General features: G+C 57.3%; 14 protein-coding genes. 1 reads left to right on the forward strand and 13 read right to left on the reverse strand.

Annotated features, from left to right (window positions below; genetic code table 11):
- Positions 1-24: 24 nt before the first annotated feature.
- Together ABIE13_RS21325 and ABIE13_RS21330 are read right to left on the reverse strand one after the other, a co-directional pair.
- A complete protein-coding gene (locus tag ABIE13_RS21325) occupies positions 25-600 on the reverse strand; it encodes a hypothetical protein (RefSeq protein WP_354447195.1) in 576 nt (191 codons plus the stop codon).
- Positions 578-772: a hypothetical protein gene (locus tag ABIE13_RS21330; RefSeq protein WP_354447197.1), complete on the reverse strand. Its 195-nt coding sequence runs from the start codon at positions 770-772 to the stop codon at positions 578-580. The genes ABIE13_RS21325 and ABIE13_RS21330 overlap by 23 nt, the downstream gene beginning before the upstream one ends.
- Before the next feature lie 268 nt (positions 773-1,040).
- Here ABIE13_RS21330 and msuE point away from each other — a divergent pair, with 268 nt between their 5' ends.
- On the forward strand, positions 1,041-1,607 hold the full coding sequence (gene msuE / locus ABIE13_RS21335; protein WP_354447199.1) for an FMN reductase: 567 nt from the start codon (positions 1,041-1,043) through the stop codon (positions 1,605-1,607).
- 119 nt (positions 1,608-1,726) lie between these two features.
- On the opposite strand, the gene ABIE13_RS21340 is transcribed toward msuE, so the two are convergent.
- The 11 genes from ABIE13_RS21340 to ABIE13_RS21390 all read right to left on the reverse strand — a co-directional run bounded on the left by ABIE13_RS21340 (position 1,727) and on the right by ABIE13_RS21390 (position 14,866).
- Entirely contained in the window at positions 1,727-3,358 is a 1,632-nt protein-coding gene (locus ABIE13_RS21340; RefSeq protein WP_354447201.1) for a multicopper oxidase family protein, read from the reverse strand.
- A 97-nt stretch (positions 3,359-3,455) separates the two neighbouring features.
- Positions 3,456-4,418 (reverse strand): tripartite tricarboxylate transporter substrate binding protein, encoded by a 963-nt coding sequence (locus tag ABIE13_RS21345; RefSeq protein ID WP_354447203.1) that lies wholly within the window; start codon positions 4,416-4,418, stop codon positions 3,456-3,458.
- A 273-nt stretch (positions 4,419-4,691) separates the two neighbouring features.
- Positions 4,692-5,135 (reverse strand): cupin domain-containing protein, encoded by a 444-nt coding sequence (locus ABIE13_RS21350; protein WP_354447205.1) that lies wholly within the window; start codon positions 5,133-5,135, stop codon positions 4,692-4,694.
- Between the two features lie 34 nt (positions 5,136-5,169).
- On the reverse strand, positions 5,170-6,357 hold the full coding sequence (locus tag ABIE13_RS21355) for an amidohydrolase family protein (RefSeq protein WP_354447207.1): 1,188 nt from the start codon (positions 6,355-6,357) through the stop codon (positions 5,170-5,172).
- Positions 6,358-6,362: 5 nt separating this feature from the next.
- The gene (locus tag ABIE13_RS21360; protein WP_354447209.1) at positions 6,363-7,079 is read right to left on the reverse strand and encodes an ABC transporter ATP-binding protein; all 717 of its coding nucleotides are present in this window, start codon (positions 7,077-7,079) and stop codon (positions 6,363-6,365) included.
- Complete coding sequence (locus ABIE13_RS21365) at positions 7,076-7,855, reverse strand: ABC transporter ATP-binding protein (RefSeq protein WP_354447211.1); 780 nt, start codon at positions 7,853-7,855, stop codon at positions 7,076-7,078. Before ABIE13_RS21365 ends, ABIE13_RS21360 begins: the two co-directional genes overlap by 4 nt.
- Positions 7,852-9,795 carry an ABC transporter permease gene (locus ABIE13_RS21370; protein ID WP_354447213.1) on the reverse strand — a complete coding sequence of 648 codons (1,944 nt, stop codon included), beginning with the start codon at positions 9,793-9,795 and terminating at the stop codon, positions 7,852-7,854. The genes ABIE13_RS21365 and ABIE13_RS21370 overlap by 4 nt, the downstream gene beginning before the upstream one ends.
- An 8-nt stretch (positions 9,796-9,803) precedes the next feature.
- Positions 9,804-10,994, reverse strand: a complete 1,191-nt coding sequence (locus tag ABIE13_RS21375; RefSeq protein WP_354447595.1) for an ABC transporter substrate-binding protein — start codon at positions 10,992-10,994, stop codon at positions 9,804-9,806.
- 657 nt (positions 10,995-11,651) lie between these two features.
- Positions 11,652-12,380, reverse strand: coding sequence for a GntR family transcriptional regulator (locus ABIE13_RS21380; RefSeq protein WP_354447215.1), 729 nt, complete (start codon positions 12,378-12,380; stop codon positions 11,652-11,654).
- 174 nt (positions 12,381-12,554) lie between these two features.
- The gene (locus ABIE13_RS21385; protein ID WP_354447217.1) at positions 12,555-13,301 is read right to left on the reverse strand and encodes a sulfite exporter TauE/SafE family protein; all 747 of its coding nucleotides are present in this window, start codon (positions 13,299-13,301) and stop codon (positions 12,555-12,557) included.
- A 17-nt stretch (positions 13,302-13,318) separates the two neighbouring features.
- Positions 13,319-14,866: an acyl-CoA carboxylase subunit beta gene (locus ABIE13_RS21390; protein ID WP_354447219.1), complete on the reverse strand. Its 1,548-nt coding sequence runs from the start codon at positions 14,864-14,866 to the stop codon at positions 13,319-13,321.
- Positions 14,867-14,902 lie beyond the last annotated feature (36 nt).

Below are 14,902 nucleotides of genomic sequence, written 5' to 3' on the forward strand. Positions count from 1 at the left end.
GAGTGCTGCTCCTATCGGACTGCCCTACTCTTCCAGGGCTTCTCCCATGCGCTCCAGTAGCTCGCCGACAAAATCATCGAACAGCGGCAACTCCGCTACGGGTGCGCCAGTGGCCTCAGCCACCCAGCCGTTCGCCGCGCCAAATAGCCGGATTGCATCGAACTGCGGTTCTTCTCCTGCATCAAAGCTGTGAGCCAAGCCCGCAGGCAGTGCGGCCCAATCACCTGCTTCGCACAAGAGACCCAGAAATCCGTCTGCATCGCGGATATAGAAAAGGCCTGCGCCTCCAAGGAAGAACCTTATTTCTGCATCCGCGTGCCGGTGTTCTGTCAAAAACTGGCCTCTCAATTCAGGCCAGCGGGGGTGCCCCGGGGCCATGGTGACTCTGTCCGCGCTCTGCAGCGAAAAATGGTCCGCCAAGGCGTTCAGCTCTTGTTTGTAGACAGAACGCAATTCATCTAGCCCACCGTTGTCCAAAGGCCGCAGTGGCCAACGCCCCCAGCGGACACCGGCCGGCTCAAGGTGCTGTTTCACAAGTTGATCACAGACCCAGGTTTCGCTCCAGCGTCCATCTGCATCAAATCGAACCAACGCCACCATATCTACTGTCCTTTACCGTTGAATCATTGGCACACACGCGGACTACAGACATGCGCAGCGTCTGAGTTCGCAGAATGTCGATGGATGCCGCGTCAAACGGATGAAGCGCACCATCGACCACTCTCAGTCGGGGCGCCGGTTCGGGGGCAATCGTATGGCGATTTGTTTGCATGGTGGGGAGCTTGGACCAAGCGCAAAGTGCGCGACACCCTTAGTTTGCTTTCGGACATTGACTGTGCAAACTAATTTTTCAGGTAGTCCATATGCGTATTCCAGCTATCGAGAAACTCAAGCAACTCGCGCACGAAGTCCAGAGCATTTTTTTTTACACGCTTTGGCAGTTGTTTTTCTTCTAAGCACATCGGTTTTCTTTCGTTGGACTTTGGTCGCTCGCGCCGTAGAGTGAACTTCCATTCGCAAAACGCACAAGCAACTGCCCTATGCCTACTCCTCTTGACGTCGTTGCCGTGGTCGGCAGTGTCACCCTGCCTTCCCGCACGCGGGCGCTGATCGATGCGCTCCTAGGTGCACTTGAAGAGCGTTTGGTGATCCGCACCCGCGTCATACAACTCAATGAGATCGCTCGCCCTCTGGGGCAGGCCTTGGCGCGAAATGAGCTGCCTGCAGAGATTGAAGATCAGCTACAGGCCATAGAGTCATCCGATCTCTTGATCGTCGCTGCGCCGGTTTACCGCGGCAGCTATCCAGGGCATTTCAAGCATCTGTTCGATCTGGTGGGCCAGGACGCGCTGGTGGACAAGCCGGTCCTGCTGGCGTCCACGGGTGGATCCGACCGCCACGCGCTTGTTCTGGACCATCAATTGCGCCCGTTGTTCGCGTTTTTTCAGTCGCTTACGCTGCCTATTGGCGTCTATGGCACCAACGCTGACTTTGAGAATTACCAGGTCACGAGCCCGGCCTTGCAAGCGCGTATCGAGCTGGCCGCAGAGCGCGCCGCGCCTCTATTTTCCGCCCACCAGCGGCCATTGCTGAGGCGAGCTGCTTGAACGCCATGACGTTCTCAAGCAGTCTGCCCAAAAGAGTGTCTCCCGTGCCTTTGTAGCGAGATCGAAGGCAGTTGCAGCCCTGCGTGGCCCAGGCCACCGGGGCTGCTTTTTTTTGTGGCTTAAGGCTTGTAGACCTCTACCGTTTGCATCATGCCCATTTCCTCATGGTTCATCATGTGGCAATGCAACATGAAGATGCCCGTAAAGTCCAGGAAACGTGAACGGAAAACGACTTCACCGCCTTGGCGCTCGACGATCACGGTGTCCCGCCATTGAGGAACAGCCAGTGGTTTGCCGTTGACGGACACGACCTCGAAGGGATTGGTGTGGATGTGAAAGACGTGGTCGTCATGTTCATGCGTGTTGATGATCTTCCACTCTTCCACAGCGCCCAGCTTGACGCGGTGGTCAATACGGCGCGGGTCGAACTTTTTTCCATCAATAAAAAACCCGAACTCTTGCCAATGGCCCGCAGCGTCTGCTTCTGGCGCTGTCGCGGAGAACACCACCGTGCGGCGGTGGGTGATCTCCGAAGCCTTGATGGACTCCAAGGGGGGTCGCGGCAACGCCCTGGGCAGGTTCATATCCAGGGGTGCACCAGACACCACCACCCGGGCCAGAGTGCCGGTGGGAGACGGATGCCCCTGATCGTAAGGCGCGGCATTCAACTCATAGGTGCCTGCCGCCCCTGCACGAACCAAGACGTCGACGCGTTGGCCAGGCGCAATCAGGATCTGCTTGAGCGGCTCCACGGCTCCAAGCTGGATACCGTCATAGGCCACCGCATGCAAGTCATGCTTGTCCAGTACAAGCAGCATGTCGTCCTGGTAGCCCGCATTCAGTATGCGCCAGCGCTGCACCTCACCAGGGCGCATGGAAATCATCGGCCTTCTTTGTCCGTTCACGGCCAGGAAACGCGTGGCCGTTTCAGGGAACAAGGTCTCGAAGTTCTCGATCATGCCGTGGGCGTCATGCACCACTTGGGTCAGCACCAATAGGCGCTCTTTAGCCGCAGCGATCTCCGGGACATCTGCAAAGTCACCCTCCACCACAATGGCGCCCAGCATGCCACTCGACATCTGGACATCGGCACTTCCGTGGTGATGGGGGTGGTACCAGTAAGTGCCTCTGGTGTGATCTGGCGGAATTTTGATTTCGACGTTGTAGGTGTTGCCAGGTGCCATGGAGCGCATGACATTGTCCGCAATGCCACTTGGGCTGACATGCGCACCATGGAAGTGAAAATTCGTGTTGTTGAATTGATGCGGGCGGCTCATGTCCGCGGGCATGGCATCGCGGTTAGGTGGCAAGTCATTGATAAGCTTGAGGCGCATGGTGTCGCCCGGCTTCACGCGGAAAGTGGGTCCCGGACTCGTGCCTTCATAAGAGCGCACATAAAGCCTGACCCCACCTACATACCGGTAGGCATAGGCCATACGCAAGGAGGTATCAAGCACACCATTGACCGAGCGGCGGACTTCTGGCTCAAGCAGCGGCTGGTCCATGGCGGGTGCTCGTTTGTCTTGCACCTTGCCGAGCGTGGGGGACATGTCCATGTGACCATGACCCGTATGGGCATGAGGGGCGTGCTGCCCATGCGTGGAATGATGCGAGTGGTCCGCGCCAGCTGCCCTCCCGCTCAGCAAAAGCGCGCCAAGCCCGACGCCTCCGTCAAACAACTGGCGTCGCGACAGCTTTTTCTCAACTGCGGTGGTGAGGATGGCATGGCTATCTTCCGGACCTTGCTGCACAGAGCTCCCCTTAGACGATCTATTTTTGGATGCATCCGTTGATGCAAGATCAATTCTAAGTAAAAGTAACTACTGATTCAAATCACATCAATTGCAGTCACGGAGCCCCAAAGACCCCCTTCCACTTTTCAATTTCCTTGCGCATACGATCTCGAAAGGGCTCGGAACCCACTGGCATGGACTGACTACCTTGCGCGAACAGGCTCTTCATGCCTTCGCTCTTGAGTACCTTGGCAAGCGCATCCTCGAGCCGCTTGACGACTGAGGCAGGAGTACCGCGAGGCACCACCACGCCAGAGATCGACCCCACGTCAAACTCCACGCCAAGCTGCTCGGATACCGTGGGGATTTTCGGAAGTCTCGGCACGCGTTGGCTCGACGTCACGCCAAGTGGTCGCATCTTGCCGGACTCGATGAATGGCCCGACCACTACGGTCTCGACAGCGGTGCTCTCAACGCCGCCCGATAACAATCCATTGACGGCCTCTGCACCACTCTTATAAGGGACATGCAGGAAAGTGGAGTCCGTGGCCTGCGAAAGCGAGCCCATTACCTGGTGTATTGAAGTGCCCAGCCCAGAACTAGCGAAGGCAACGCCTTCTTTTTCCTGTTTGGCCTTTGCCACCAGAGAGCGCAGATCCTGAATGGGTGACTTCTCCGAGACCACCAATACAAGCGGAGTGTTGGCAATCATCGAGATGTAGGTGAAGTCCTTGACAGCGTCGTAACTGAGCGATTTGTTGATCAAAGGGTTCACCGCCACCATGCCGTTGGTGATGACCATCAACGTGTACCCATCGGCTTTCGCGCGCGCCACTGCGCTTGCGGCGATGTTTCCACCTGCACCGGGCTTGTTGTCCACCACCACCGGCTGCCCGAGCTCCTCTTGCAGCAGCTTCGCAACCGTGCGGGCCGTGACGTCTGTGATGCCGCCGGCACCGAACGGGACGACCAAAGTCAAAGCTCGCGACGGCCAACCCTCTGATGCAAAGGACGTGCTCAAAAAGCCAATCGCCAGAAACAAGCTGACGAGCACCTTTTGGGACAAGACTCTGATCATGATTTTCCCTCTATAGATTGGAATAATTTGTTGTAGTTCTTGGTGCGCCTGAAGTGGCACATTCATTCATGCGATCGGGATCCCGACCTATGCACCGAACCGGAATGACTGAGCAGCGTTAAACGTCCGACGCCACCTGGTCTGGACGAGAAGATGCCCGGCAGAAGCGCTTGAACAATGTCTTGCGCAAGCGCTCGCGCGCCGTGACACTCTGTGTGTACCAGGCACCGTTGAAGGTGCTTAGAAGCGTTCGGCGCACGGTTCATTAGTCAATCAGTGCTCGAGGTCCGCCGCTGTCACATCCTTGACTTCGCCCTTGATGTTCATACGACCTTCGTACACCGGACGCCCACCGGTAGTTGGGCCCTGATATTGGACGAAGAACAAGGTGCCCCCAGTCTCTGTGGTCATGGCGTCCTCGTAGTGCGGATCAGCGTGATATACGACGGTGCCAGGACCGTAGACCTTGCCGCCCATATTGAACTCTCCATCGATCACATACCAGACTTGTGAAAAGTCGTGCTTGTGCAACCGAAAGCCGGCGCCAGGTTCATAGTGCAGAAAACCTGCATTCGGCTCTGTCGGCCTCGCCGGATTCGTGTGAAAGAGAAACTTCGTCTTGTTCTTGAAGCGTCCCATTTCCCACTCCATGGAATCCGGAGTGCGGTACTCGGGGGGGTTGTGCTTGCTGAGGTCAAGCTGGACATCATTGGACATTGCCATCTCCTTGGGAAAAGCGCCTTCAGGCGCGTTACAAAACTTGGGGAATGCGTGTAGCAGGCGGCGTGTTCCGCGAGCGTCCACACCGGACTTGGCCATCAATCACCACCATGCCCACACCCGGCAAGTCGCCGGCGGCGATGCTTTCAAGCAGATTGGACTTGGAAGAGTGCTGCGCGGTATCAAGAAACACAAAGTCGGCAGCTCGCCCGGATTCGACGAGGCCGCAGTTCAGATTTCTGATTCGAGCGGTGTTGCCGGTGGCAAAACAGATAGCCTGCTCGGCGGGAACTTCGCCAATGCTGGAGAGCATGGCTATCAACCGCAGAATGCCCGTGGGCTGCACACCGGATCCCGCCGGTGAATCTGTGCCGAGAATGACCCTGTCCAGTTGCTGCAATTCCCTGGCCGTTCGCAGGGCAAACAGCGCCGCGAACTCGTTGCCGTTGTGAACAATCTCGATGGCCCTGCCACACCCCTCGCACAGACATCGAATCTGCCTGGTCGACAAGGCTGTGTGACCTCCGTTGATGTGACCGATGATGTCAGCATCCGCTTCCAGCACCATCTCGGCATCAACGTAGCCGGACCCGGGCACGGAAGGCCCACCTGTGTGTATGGTGGACTGAATTCCGTACTTGCGCGACCACTCGACCATCTTTCGTGCCGTGGGCCCGTCTTTGACAGACCCCAAGCCGATCTCGCCGAGCAGGGTGACACCGGCCGCCGCCAGCTCTTTGAAGTCTTCCTCTACCATGCCCTGCTCAATGACAGGAGCGCCCGCGAGCAACTTCACGCCGCCCGGCCGACTGTTTGCATAGGCACGTTGGGCCGTGATGGCCAGCGCCTTGATACCCACTATGTCGCGCGGCCTGCCGGGAAGGTGCACCTCACCAGCGGAGATCATCGAAGTGACGCCGCCATTCATGAATGACTCTATCCATCCGATCTGGTTCTGCCGAGGGGTCCAATCACCAAAAACTGGATGAACATGGCTGTCAATCAATCCGGGAGCCAACGCACAACCGTGGGCATCAATGACCATATCTGCCTGTTCGGCGTCGAGGTCGCATAGCTTGCCGATGGCGGTAATTAAGCCGTCCTGACACAAGACGGCATCGGCATCCTTGATCGGATTTTTAAGATCGCCCGTCAGCATGAGACCGACGTTCTTGATGAGCAGGCTTCCCGTGGGAGTTAGTGAAGGTTGATCGTGCATAGTCTTCAGAGAGAGAGGTATTGGCTGCGGATGTGCTTGTCAGCGATCAGCTCATGCATGTCACCGGAGAAACGAACCTGGCCTCGCTCCAGCACGTAGGCACGGTCCGCGACCAGGCTGGCGAAATGGATGTTTTGCTCCGATAGAAGCACGCAAAGGCCTTGACTCTTGAGCTGGTGGATCATGTGCGCCATCTGTTCGACGATGACGGGAGCAACGCCCTCGGACGGTTCATCGAGCATGACCAGGTATGGATTGCCCATCAGGGTTCTGGCCACCGTGAGCATCTGCTGCTCGCCACCGCTCATCTGTCCCCCGGGACGCTGTTGCATTTGCCCCAGGTTCGGAAACATGCGAAAGAGCGCCTCTGTAGTCCAAGTGCGCATGCCCTCACGTGCCGGTTGAACACCCACCGACAAGTTCTCCATGACCGTCAGATCACTGAAGATCCGTCGCTCCTCCGGTACAAACCCCAGGCCCAGGCGCGAGATTTGGTGCGACTGCAGCTTGGAGACCTCTTGCCCGCGGAACACTACTGAACCACTGCGCCTGCGCACCATGGCCATGATGCTTTTCATGGTGGTCGATTTGCCGGCTCCGTTGCGCCCCATAAGGGCTACGACCTCGCCGGCGCGGACCTGCAAGTCGATGCCGAAAAGAATCTGAGCTCGACCGTAGTAGGCATTCAGTGCTTTGACCTCCAAAAGGGTTTTCGTTGTCATGCCGTGGCCCCCTCCAACTGTTCGTTGGTAAATGTCTTTCCGGTGCCGAAGTAGGCTTCTTGCACTTTTGGGTCGGCTCTGACAGCGTTGGGTTCCCCTTCTGCAATGAGCTTGCCGCGTGCGAGAACAATCATCCTGTCCGCATATCCGAACACCACGTCCATGCTGTGTTCGGTAAAGAGCGCGCCGATCTGCCGTTCAATCACCAGGCGCTTGGTCAAGGCGATCAGTTCGTTGCGTTCCTTGGGCGCCATTCCAGCCGTAGGCTCGTCCATCAACAGCAGCTTGGGCTGATTGGAAAGGGCAACAGCCAACTCCACGCGTTTGACATCTCCATAAGCCAGCACGCTGCAAGGTCTGTCCGCATGCTCGTGCATACCGACCTGCTCCAGCAGCGATAGAGCATCCTGCCGATGAGAATGCGACATCGCTTGCCACACAGCAAACACGCCAGAGCGGTAGGAGTGAAGGGCCAACTGCACGTTTTCCAGCACTGTCATCGAACCGAACGTCGCGGCGATCTGAAAGGTGCGGCCAACACCGTGCTTCCAGACTTGCCTGGGAGATTTGCCCACGACATCCACACCATCCAATATGACCTGGCCACTGTCAGGCTTGAGCTGACCGTTGAGCATGTTGAAGCAGGTGGACTTTCCTGCTCCATTGGGTCCGATCAAGGCCAGCAGTTCACCTGCCTGCACATCAAAGGACACATCGCTTACCGCAGCTACTCCGGCAAAGCGCTTACTTATATGGCGTACTGATAGCAAGCTCATGCCTTGGCCTCCATGGCGGGCACTGGATTCGTGACATTCGTTTGCCGCGAGCTGCGGGACGATTTCAATGAAGCGACCATGGACTGCAGTGAGCCGACAATACCGGCCGGGAACACTATGACCAAGGTCAAAATGATCAGCCCGAGCAGCGCACGCCAATAGTCCGTACTGCGAGCCACAGTGTCTTGTAGCCAGACAAACACGGTCGCACCCACAATAGGTCCAGCGATGGTTTGAACACCGCCGAGCAGCACCATGACCAAGCCGTCGATGGACTTCGCCACGTGGATGGCCTCAGGTGAGATGCTGCCTTTGGCAAACGCAAAAAGTGATCCAGCCAAGCCACCGAATGCGCCTGCAAGAACAAAGGCTGCCCACTGAACGCGTTTGCAATCGATCCCGATGGCCCCTGCCCGCAGCTCAGAATCCCGCACAGCTCGCATGGCAAAGCCAAACGGAGAGAACAAGGCCCGGCGCATGTACCAGAGACCAGCCAAGACAAGCAAGAGCGAGAAGTAGTAGTAGGCCGTGGTCGATCGCAGCCACTCCGGTGGCCGCAGGCCAATCAGGCCATTGCTCCCGCCCGTTACGGCATCCCATTGGTAGATGATGGCCCACACCAATTGTCCGAAAGCCAGCGTCAGCATGGCCAGATACACGCCTGACAGGCGAACACTGAACCACCCGAAAACAGCAGCCCCGACCGTCGCACCCAGTACGCCCAGAGGCAGTGCGGTCATCATGTCCAGACCCGTCGACTTCACTAGCACCGCAGAGACGTAGGCGCTCAGTCCGAAGTAGGCCGCATGGCCAAAGGAGTGCATGCCGCCTGGGCCCATGATGAAGTGCAGACTGGCCGCGAACAACACAGCAACCAGGACATCGACGCCCAGAACCATCATGTAGGGGAAACTGCGTTCAAGAATCGGCAATGCCAGCAAGACCACCGCCGCAATGATGGCCATCTGACGCGTGCGATTGGAGGCGGACCGCAAGACCGGCTCCTGCGCAACGGCTGCTGAGTTCGTACTGGTCGGCCGGCCCAACAATCCAAAAGGGCGGAACACAAGAACCACAGCCATCACAACAAATTCCACCACCAGAGTGAACTTGAACACCGGTAGTGCGATTCCGAAGACGGTGATGGTGCCGAGTGCGATGCAAAGTGCCTTTAACTCGCAGATGATCAACGCCGCAATGAAAGCACCAGGAATGGATCCCATGCCGCCAACGACCACCACGGCGAACGCCGTGCCGATGGAGTCCATGTCGAGCGCCAGGTTGGCAGGCATGCGCGGGCCTTGCAAAGCACCACCCAGACCAGCCAGCAGGCATCCCAGCGCAAAAACCGCAGTGAACAGGCGCCCTTGGTTGACGCCGAGGGCGCCCACCATCTCCCTATCCTGCGTAGCGGCCCGCACGAGTACGCCCCACCGAGTTCGTTTGAACAACAGCCAAAGCGCGCCCAAAAGCAACGGACCCAGTACGATCATGACGATGTCATACGAGGGAAAGAGCGTTCCCATAATGGAAACGGAACCTTCCAGACCCGCAGCTCTCGGAGCGAACAGTTCGTCCGCTCCCCAAAGCCACAGCGTAGCGTCCTTGATGATAAGAACGAGAGCAAAAGTCGCCAGCAGTTGGAACAGTTCGGGAGCGCTGTAGATTCGTCGCAGTACGGTCATCTCAACCACCGCACCCAGGAGACCCACCAGCAGTGCGGCCAAGAGGGTGCTCGTCCAGAATCCCAACGCACCGCCCCCGATGGCGGTCACCAGGCTGTAAGCCAGGTAGATGCCGACCATGAAAAATGAGCCATGAGCAAAATTCACGATACGGGTGACACCGAAGATCAGTGACAGTCCCGACGCGATAAGAAACACCACCGATGCATCCGCCAGACCATTGATCAGCTGGGGAATTAGGCTTTGCAAAGTCATGGTTCGGCCTATTTCAATGGTCGCAGCTTCGAGACTTCGCCGTCAGGCGGCACGACACTGGCACCGTCCACGTAGCGGTAGTCCACCATGTAGCCTTTACCGTCTTTGAGCGCCACCTTTCCGAGATAAGCGCCCATGGTCGACTGGTTGTCCTGAGGACGAAAAACGACCGACCCCATGGGCGTTGCGACCTGTAGCCCCTTGAACGCGCCGATGAGCGCTTCCGGTTCAGGCGAGCCGGCCTTGCGCAAGCCTTGCGCGAGCGAGTGCAGCGTCGAGTAACCGACCAGCGAGCCCAACCTCGGATGGTCGTTGAACTTCTTCCTGTACGCCTCAACGAATTTCTTGTTCTCTGGTGTGTCGATGGAATACCACGGGTAGCCTGTCACGATCCAGCCTTTGGGTGCCTCGGCGCCCAGAGGGTCCAGATATTCCGGGCGCCCGGTCAACATGGAATAGACCTGGACAGAGTCGAAAAGCTTGCGGCTATTGCCCTCTCGAACGAACCGACCCAAGTCCGCACCGAAGAGAACGTTGAAGATGGCATCTGGTTTGGCATCAAGCAGCGCTTGAGTGATCGCCCCCGCATCGACCTTGCCGAGAGGGGGTGCCTGTTCCGCGACGAACTCCACATCAGGCTGCTTGCTCTTCAAGAGCTTTTTGAAGGTCGCAGCCGCTGACTGCCCGAGTTCGTAGTTGGGGTAGACCAGTGCCCACCGCTTTTTTTTGTGCTTGGCTGCTTCATCGGCAAGCATGGCCACCGACATATAAGTGGAAGGACCTAATCTGTGAACGTAGCGATTGCCCTCTGACCAGATGACGCGATCCGTTCCTGGCTCTCCAAAGAGATAAAACACTTGGCGGTTCTTGGAGAAGTCCGCCAGCGCAACAGCCACATTGGAGAGAAATCCTCCAAAGTACAGGCGAACTCCTTCACGGGAGTACAACTCCTCTGCCACGCGCACAGCGTCTCCAGGGTTACCGTTGTCGTCGCGCGAAATGACTTCCAGCTTGCGACCAAGGACCCCACCGCCTGCATTGATCTCGTCCTGAGCCATTTGCCAACCGCGCTTGTAGTGGTCGAGATAGGACGGGGTCACCTTGTAGCTATTGACCTCACCGATCTTGATAACGCCCTGCGCATGGCATGCGCCAGCCACCGCCACCACAAGTGCGGGCAACCAGCGCCGCAAGAACATTTGGCTCATTTCAAGTCTCCTGATGGATTTGTACACAAAACACTTTTTTGGATCCATAAACTGGATTTTTGCGTATTCTATGTACTAGATCAGGTGAAAAATATCGGGTTTTCCCTAAAAATAGACCATTACTTCAATTTTTTTCGCCTTGATTCATTTTCCTGGATCCAGAAAATAGATTTTTATGCGATGACCGCATGACGTGGCGCGCGCCTGGGGAGGCCCTACTGACCCGTGCAGTGGCATCCAGACAAGTCGACGGCTAGATGCTTCGGAGACCGTCCCAAGCTCCGCCTGCGGGGCGTTTGGCCACGCTCACACAAGCCTGTAAGTTGTAGACGGGGAGATCGGGGGGGATGGAGGTACGGAGCCTCGTGAGCAGGTCTTGGCAGAAAGGTGAATCTGCGTACTTACAGCACCGCGTGCCGCAGGCCCGAGGAAACTTGGGAAGGCTGCTGCCTGGCCAATCCGCCACTCGTGCAGTCAACGCCCTTATGGAACTGATCGCACGGATCAGAGCATTCGATCAGAAGCCGGTCAAAAGCCGATCAAAAGCCTCGCGTCATGCTCGCATCTTTCGCTGCGCAACGAGATGCTATGTGCAGTGGCACGCCCGGGTTGTTACCGGCGTTCGCCACAGATGGCACGGAAACCGTGTCATTGAGTCTGGGACTGGTTCTCCATCCAAGTGGCCACGAACTCCCCCGACTCATCCACGTGGGCAGCCATAGCTCTGCGTGCAGCTATTTCGTCATGCGCTTCCAGCGCTGAGAGGATGGCCTCATGATGTGCAATGTTCCGCTCCATTCGGTGCTTATACATGCCCAATGCGGATGATGCGATCCTGCCCCGCGCGGAACCCAGCTGAAGATCAGCAATGATCTTTCCCAGAAACGCATTGCACGAAGCCTGAAAAATGATCGCGTGGAACTCGCTGTTGGAAGACACCCACTCCTGCCGGGCAGCTTGATAGCCAGCGCTTTCAGTATGGCCACTTGGGTTCTCCGCGCGTAGACGGCTCAACTCGGTAACCGCGTGCACGAACCTCGTATGGATCTTCCGAAGCTCAAGGAGCTGTTGATCTGTAATCCACTGAGCGGCCAGTTGAGCCGCCAGCCCCTCAACCTCGGAGCGAACCCGATAGATATCCCTGACGTCTTTGGAACTCTGTGATTTGACGACCGCACCCGTCTGGCTCTGATCGACGATTCCGCGAGCGGCCAGCTGAGATAGCGCTTGCCGTATTGGCGTACGGCTTACCTGGAAGGTGTTGGCAAGGGCAACCTGCTTCAGCTTCTCGCCCGGACGATACTCACCCGTCACGATTTTTTGTTGAATTTGGTCCGCAAGTTGATTGACCAGCTTCTCGTCGGTTGAAAGTGCCATGTAGGTTATGGATTGGTTTGAGTTATTCCCTACATTCTATTCAAGCGTGGATCCAGGATTGCCTATTTCGTCTCCCGACAGGAAGAAAATGTATTAAAACTAAACCTTAGCCCTTTCATGTCAGATGATCTGACGGGGCGGGCCATTCGGCCGTGAGGGGTTTGCAGAGGCTCCTTAGCCCAAGGCGCGCCATGCCAGCCGCAGCCCCGGCGTCAAGAGGGCCAAGCCGGAAATGAGCAGGAAGCCAAATATGATTTTCTGAAAGTGGACGTCCCCCACCTTCAGGCTGGCTCGAAACCCAGCCCAGGACGACAGCATGATGACCGGAGCGAGCCACAGAAAAAGCTTCATCAACTCGGCATCTATCAATCCCTGCCAGATGTAGAAAACAAGCACCTGAACCTGGACAAACATGAAAAAGGGCTGGTAGGTGGCGCGCTGGGTCAGAACGTCCCAGCCCCGCATGGAGCACCACAAAATCATGGGGGGACCGGCCAGGCCGCAGGCGCCGCCCAACACGCCGGCTACCACGCCCACGCCACCATCCGCAGCGGGCGAGGCATCATGCGCCTTGGGCAGTCTCATGGAGCAGAGCATCACTGAGCAATAGATGACCAGTCCCAATCCGATGATGAGGCGAAACACGGTCATATCCAGCGCCTGGAGCAGCAGTGTCCCCAACGGCACCCCCACGAGACTGCCCAGGGCAAAAGGGCGCACGCGTGTCACATTGATGTGCCTGCGCACTGCCAGGATGGATATGCACTGGCCGATCAACGATCCCATGACAACCAGGGGAACGACCTTTTGCGGAGCCAGTATCCAGGCCCATAAAGACGTCGCGATCAGGCCAAACGCGAACCCCGAAAGCCCTTGAATAAACCCCGAAACCGCGCCGATCAAGAGCACCTGTATCAACACGGCAGGCTGCCTTTGGTTCAGTAAGTGGAAGGCCAGGTCTGCATCAAATGCTTGCCCACACCACCGGTCAGTCGAAGCCGGTGCACTTGCAAGGTCCTGATCAGATAGTCACGCGTCTGATGCGGAAGAATCACATTTTGAACAGCATAGATGGAGGCGATGTCGTAGACGTTATTGCCCTTTTCCATTTCGGCCAGCCTTTCTTCATAGCCTTCGTCGCCCGGGCTCAGGCCATGGACAATGTTCACGGCAAAGCTGGGGGTCATGAAACTCACCTCGGCCGTAGGCCATGCTGCGACTTCATCTGAGTTGCGGCCGCCACCCATGTTCAGGTAGGCCTGGCCATAGCTCTTTCGCAAGATGATGGAGATCTTGGGCACAGTGACCAACTGCAGCGCGGTCATGAAGTTCATGATCTTTCCAGGCGCGCGCTTTCTTTCTGCGTCCACACCAATCATGAAACCGGGCGTGTCGACCAGCATCACCAACGGTATGTTGAAAGAGTCGCACATCACGATGAAGCTCGTGATTTTTTCGCAGGCATCCGTATCCAGAGCTCCCCCCTTGTGCAGAGGGTTGTTGGCTATGACGCCCACCGTGTGCCCGTCCAGACGTGCGAGTGCGGTCACAGCCACCTTGCCAAAGCGCGGCTTCATCTCGAAGACGCTGTCTTTGTCAAAAATGGTCTTCACTACTTTGCGCACGTCATAGACCTGCGTGCGGCTGATGGGCACGAGATCCAGAATCTGGCTCATGTCACCGCCTGCGCCCTCTCGCACTGACGCCACCGGCGGTGCTTCGTTGTGGTGGCCTGGCATGTAGGCCAGATATCGCTTGATGGCTTCAAGGGCTTCGTCATCTGTATCGACCACCATGTCGACCAAGCCAGTCACATCAGAGTGCAACTTCCACCCACCGATCTCCTCAGGGTCGATCTGCTCCTTGACGGCCATGGAAACCAGCCTCGGGCTGGAGACCGCCATGATGGCGCCTTTGCGCATGACGCTGAAATCGCAAAAGCCCGTGTACCAGGTCGAAGACCCATAACAGAAACCGAGCACGGCACCCGCCCAAGGGGTCTCGCGCATGCGCATGTATTGTGTAGGGTCGTTGCCGAGCATGGTGCCCATGCCTCTGGCACCCATGGTGTCGGGCATGCGCGCCCCTGAGGATTCGCCCAGAAAAATCAGCGGAATGCCGCGCGAGGTCGCGGTCCGTTTCATGTGACTGATCTTCTTGGAATTGGTGGAGCTGCTGGAGGCCCCCATCACTGTGAAGTCATTTGAAACTACAGCGACATCCCGCTGGGCAATACGTGCGTAGCCGACCACCTTGCCGTCCCCTGCGGATCGATCTCGCATGCTTTCAACTACGGAAGTCGCAAACAAGCCAGATTCCATGAAGCTGCCTGGGTCCACCAGCTTTTCGATTCGCTCTCTGGCGTTCAAGATGCCTGACGCTTTGCGAGCGGCCAGCTTCGCTTCCCCCCCCATACCCAGCGCCTGGACCTCGCGCCGTTCAAATTCAGCTTGCAGCTCCTGCGCCGCACTTGTCTTCTGGTTCAACTTCGCTCTCCTATATTTTTACTTGGGTCCGGCAGC

It is taken from the genome of Ottowia thiooxydans (assembly GCF_040548795.1).
In the GTDB taxonomy this organism is placed as follows: domain Bacteria; phylum Pseudomonadota; class Gammaproteobacteria; order Burkholderiales; family Burkholderiaceae_C; genus Ottowia; species Ottowia thiooxydans_A.

Coding starts and splice junctions, on each gene's coding strand:
- ABIE13_RS21325 (WP_354447195.1), bottom strand. CDS start 600: ATGGTGGCGTTGGTTCGATTTGATGCAGATGGACGCTGGAGCGAAACC.
- ABIE13_RS21330 (WP_354447197.1), bottom strand. CDS start 772: ATGCAAACAAATCGCCATACGATTGCCCCCGAACCGGCGCCCCGACTG.
- msuE (WP_354447199.1), top strand. CDS start 1,041: ATGCCTACTCCTCTTGACGTCGTTGCCGTGGTCGGCAGTGTCACCCTG.
- ABIE13_RS21345 (WP_354447203.1), bottom strand. CDS start 4,418: ATGATCAGAGTCTTGTCCCAAAAGGTGCTCGTCAGCTTGTTTCTGGCG.
- ABIE13_RS21350 (WP_354447205.1), bottom strand. CDS start 5,135: ATGTCCAATGATGTCCAGCTTGACCTCAGCAAGCACAACCCCCCCGAG.
- ABIE13_RS21355 (WP_354447207.1), bottom strand. CDS start 6,357: ATGCACGATCAACCTTCACTAACTCCCACGGGAAGCCTGCTCATCAAG.
- ABIE13_RS21360 (WP_354447209.1), bottom strand. CDS start 7,079: ATGACAACGAAAACCCTTTTGGAGGTCAAAGCACTGAATGCCTACTAC.
- ABIE13_RS21365 (WP_354447211.1), bottom strand. CDS start 7,855: ATGAGCTTGCTATCAGTACGCCATATAAGTAAGCGCTTTGCCGGAGTA.
- ABIE13_RS21370 (WP_354447213.1), bottom strand. CDS start 9,795: ATGACTTTGCAAAGCCTAATTCCCCAGCTGATCAATGGTCTGGCGGAT.
- ABIE13_RS21375 (WP_354447595.1), bottom strand. CDS start 10,994: ATGTTCTTGCGGCGCTGGTTGCCCGCACTTGTGGTGGCGGTGGCTGGC.
- ABIE13_RS21380 (WP_354447215.1), bottom strand. CDS start 12,380: ATGGCACTTTCAACCGACGAGAAGCTGGTCAATCAACTTGCGGACCAA.